This is a genomic window from Candidatus Andeanibacterium sp. (assembly GCF_057143545.1).
Window position 1 is genome coordinate 1 of record NZ_DBNHSF010000006.1, and the last position, 3,268, is coordinate 3,268.

At 65.5% G+C, this 3,268-nt stretch carries 2 protein-coding genes; both read left to right on the top strand.

Annotation, left to right across the window (positions count from 1 at the left end):
• The coding region (locus tag AC16XC_RS00345) for a TIR domain-containing protein (RefSeq protein ID WP_484032642.1) at window positions 1–1,692 on the top strand (1,692 nt) is incomplete at its 5' end.
• The coding region (locus AC16XC_RS00350) for a hypothetical protein (RefSeq protein WP_484032643.1) at window positions 1,689–3,268 on the top strand (1,580 nt) is incomplete at its 3' end. The genes AC16XC_RS00345 and AC16XC_RS00350, both read left to right, overlap by 4 nt.

The window sequence follows — 3,268 nt, forward strand, 5'->3', positions numbered from 1 at the left end:
CGATTTCGAGATCATCGCATGAGCGGGCCGGACATCTTCCTCAGCTACAACCGCGAGGATGCGGAGATCGCCCGGCGCTATGCCGAGGCGTTCAAGGGCGAAGGGTTCGATGTTTGGTGGGATGCGCACCTGCGCTCGGGCGAGGCCTACGACCAGGTCACCGAAAGGGCGCTGCGCGGGGCCAAGGCGGTAGTGGTGCTGTGGTCGCCGAGTTCGGTCGAGAGCCGCTGGGTCCGCGCCGAGGCCACGCTGGCCGACCGCAACAAGGTGCTGGTCCCGGCGATGATCGAGCCTTGCGAGCGCCCGATCATGTTCGAGCTGACCCAGACCGCGGAACTGGCGCATTGGGACGGCGACCCGTTCGACCGCCCTTGGCAGGCGTTCCTCGCCGATGTGCGCGGCTTCGTCGAGCGCGGAAAGGCGAAGGAAGCGCCTGCGCCAACGACCCCGCAACCGGCCAAGGGACCGGCCGAAGTCGGTCGTCCGGCTCTGGCGATCATGCCGTTCGCCAACCGTTCGGGCGAGAAGTCGGACGACATCTTCGCCGAGGCCATGGTCGACGATTTGATCGCCGCGTTGTCGACCAACAGCCAGGTCAAGATCATCTCCAGCAGCGCCACCCGGACCTATCGCGACAGCGGCTACGATATCCGCAAGGTCGGCGAGGAACTCGGCGCGCGTTACCTGCTCGAAGGCAATGTGCGCCGCGTGGGCGACGTGCTGCGCGTGACCGCGCAACTGGTCGATGCGCAGCAAGGGGAAATCCTCTGGACCCGGAAGTTCGAGCGCTCGCTCGACGACCTCGCCGAATTGCAGGAGGATCTGGTCAACGAGGTCGCGGCGCATCTCGGTGTGCAGGTCTACCGAATCGAGATCGAGCGCGCGCTCAAGAAGCCGGGCGACTTCACCGCGTGGGAAGCCACCCTGCGCTCGCGCTCGGCGCTCGCAGTGCAAACCCCCGAAGCGATGAGGCAGGCCATAGAGGACGCTCGCATCGCCATTGCGCTGGCGCCCGATTATGGCATTGCCCACGCGCAACTCGCGCACGTCGCGGCAATCAATTTCTGGCAGGCGACCGGTGGACAAGACCTCGACCTGAAGGCCGAGGCGCTGGCTGCCGCCAGGCGGGCGCAGCAACTCGACCCGCGCAATCCTCGCGTGCTGGCGCAAGTCGCGGAAGCGCTGTGCATCTGCGGACAGTGGGACGAAGGACAGCGCTGCGCCGAGCATGCGGTCGAGATCAACCCCGACTTGGAAGCCAGCCATGCCGTCATGGTCATGGTCTGCAACTATTTCATCCGACCGCAGGAAGCACTGGAGCATCTCGACGCCATCGAACGTCTGGCGCCACGCAGCACGGACGAGATCGTCCGTTCGTTCCAGCGCGCGGGCGCCCACTTTATGGCGGGCGACCTCGAAAAAGCGCTCGAATCCAACCAGCGCTCGCTGATGCTCAATCCGCGCATGGTCTTCGGGCTCAAGGACAGGGTCATCTACCTTGAGAAGCTCGGCCGGCGTGCGGAAGCGCTCATGGCGCTGCAGGAGACCAAGGCCGCTTGGCCGGGGCTTACGTTGGAACATGTGGAACGCCTGCACATCAACAGCGTGCTCGCGCCGAGCGTGGCGCAGGATTTTTTCCAGACCTTCGCCAAAGTCTGGCACGCCGCCGAAGAGGCAGAGGCGAAGCAATGAAGGTCTCGGCGCCTGTCCCTCCCCTGCCGCTTCTGTCGCTGGGAGTGACCGGGCACCGCGAGAGCAACGAGGCATTCTCGGCCAATCGCGACAAGGTCGCGACCGAGCTCAACCTCATTTTCAACCAGGTCGAGGCGGTGCTCGCCGAAATCCCTTATGAGCTCGCGCCGATCCGCTTCCACAGCCTGCTGGCCGAAGGGGTCGACCAGGTCGCGGCGGAATCCGCGCTCGCCCGCGGCTGGGAACTTGTCGCGCCGCTGCCCTTCGGGCGCGACCTCAATCGCGCGGTCAATGCCGACCCCAGGACGCCCGAGGATGTCGACCGCCTGCTCGCCGGCGAGCCGGTCGACGATCCCGCCATGCAGGCAAAGTCCGATGCGATCGGCGCGCTCGAAGCCAGGGCGAAACTGTTCGAGCTCGCCGACCAGGACCAGGCGCTGACGCATATGCTCAAGGCGATGCTGGCGCGGCCGGACAAGCCCGAGCTCGCCCAGCTCTATCACGCGCATAAATCTGACCAGGTCGAGCTCGCCGCGCGGGTGATGATCGAACAATGCGACCTGATCATCGGGGTGTGGGACGGGAAGTTCCACAACCTCGGCGGCGGCACCGGCCATACGATCTCGACCGCGCTGGCTCTGGGCGCCCCGGTGCTGCTGATCAACCCTTCGCGGACCGAACATTGGTCGATCTTCGCCACCCCCGAAGCGCTCGCGCATCACTCGCTGTCGAACGGGCAGGATGCGCATCTGCTCAAGGCGATCATTAAGGGCGCGCTTCACTCCGAGGACGATTTGCCCAGCACCGGGCCCGATCTCCTCCAGGGCGAGAAATGGCACGGCCGCAGCAGCCCGTTCTGGATCGGCTATCGCGCGATCGAGAAGATCTTCGGGCAGAAGAGCTATTCGCTGAAGGCGCTGGTCCAGACCTATGAACGGCCCGACCAGGTAGCCGAAGGCAGCGGCAAGCACCTGCTCGAGGCCGGGCGGGCGATCCCCGGCAGCGACCGCAAGGTGCTCGACGGGATTGCCGAAATCATCCTCCCGCAATTCGCCTGGGCCGACGGGATTTCGACCTGGCTGTCGGATGCCTATCGCAGCGGGATGGTGGCGAATTTCCTGCTCGCCTCGCTCGCGGTGCTGGCAGGCCTCGCCTACCAGCCGCTCCATTTCGACGACCACAAATGGGTCTTTGCGAGCCTCGAATTCCTGCTCCTCGGCAATATCCTGCTGATCACCTGGTTCGGCGCGCGCAAGGAATGGCATTCGCGCTGGTTCGATACGCGCAGGGTCGCCGAATATCTTCGCCATGCCCCGGTGATGATGATGCTGGGGGTCGCCCGCCCGCCCGGTCGCTGGCCGCGCGGCAAGGGCGCGAACTGGCCCGAATACCACGCGCGGCTGACGATCCGGGCGGTGGGCCTGCCCGAGGCGGTGATCGACAGGGACTATCTCAGAAGCGCGCTCGAAAACCTGCTGCGGCCGCATGTCACCGGCCAGCGCGACTATCACCGGGTGAAGTCGAAACGGCTCGAAAACGTGCATGACCGGCTCGACGGCCTCGCCGAGAAACTGTT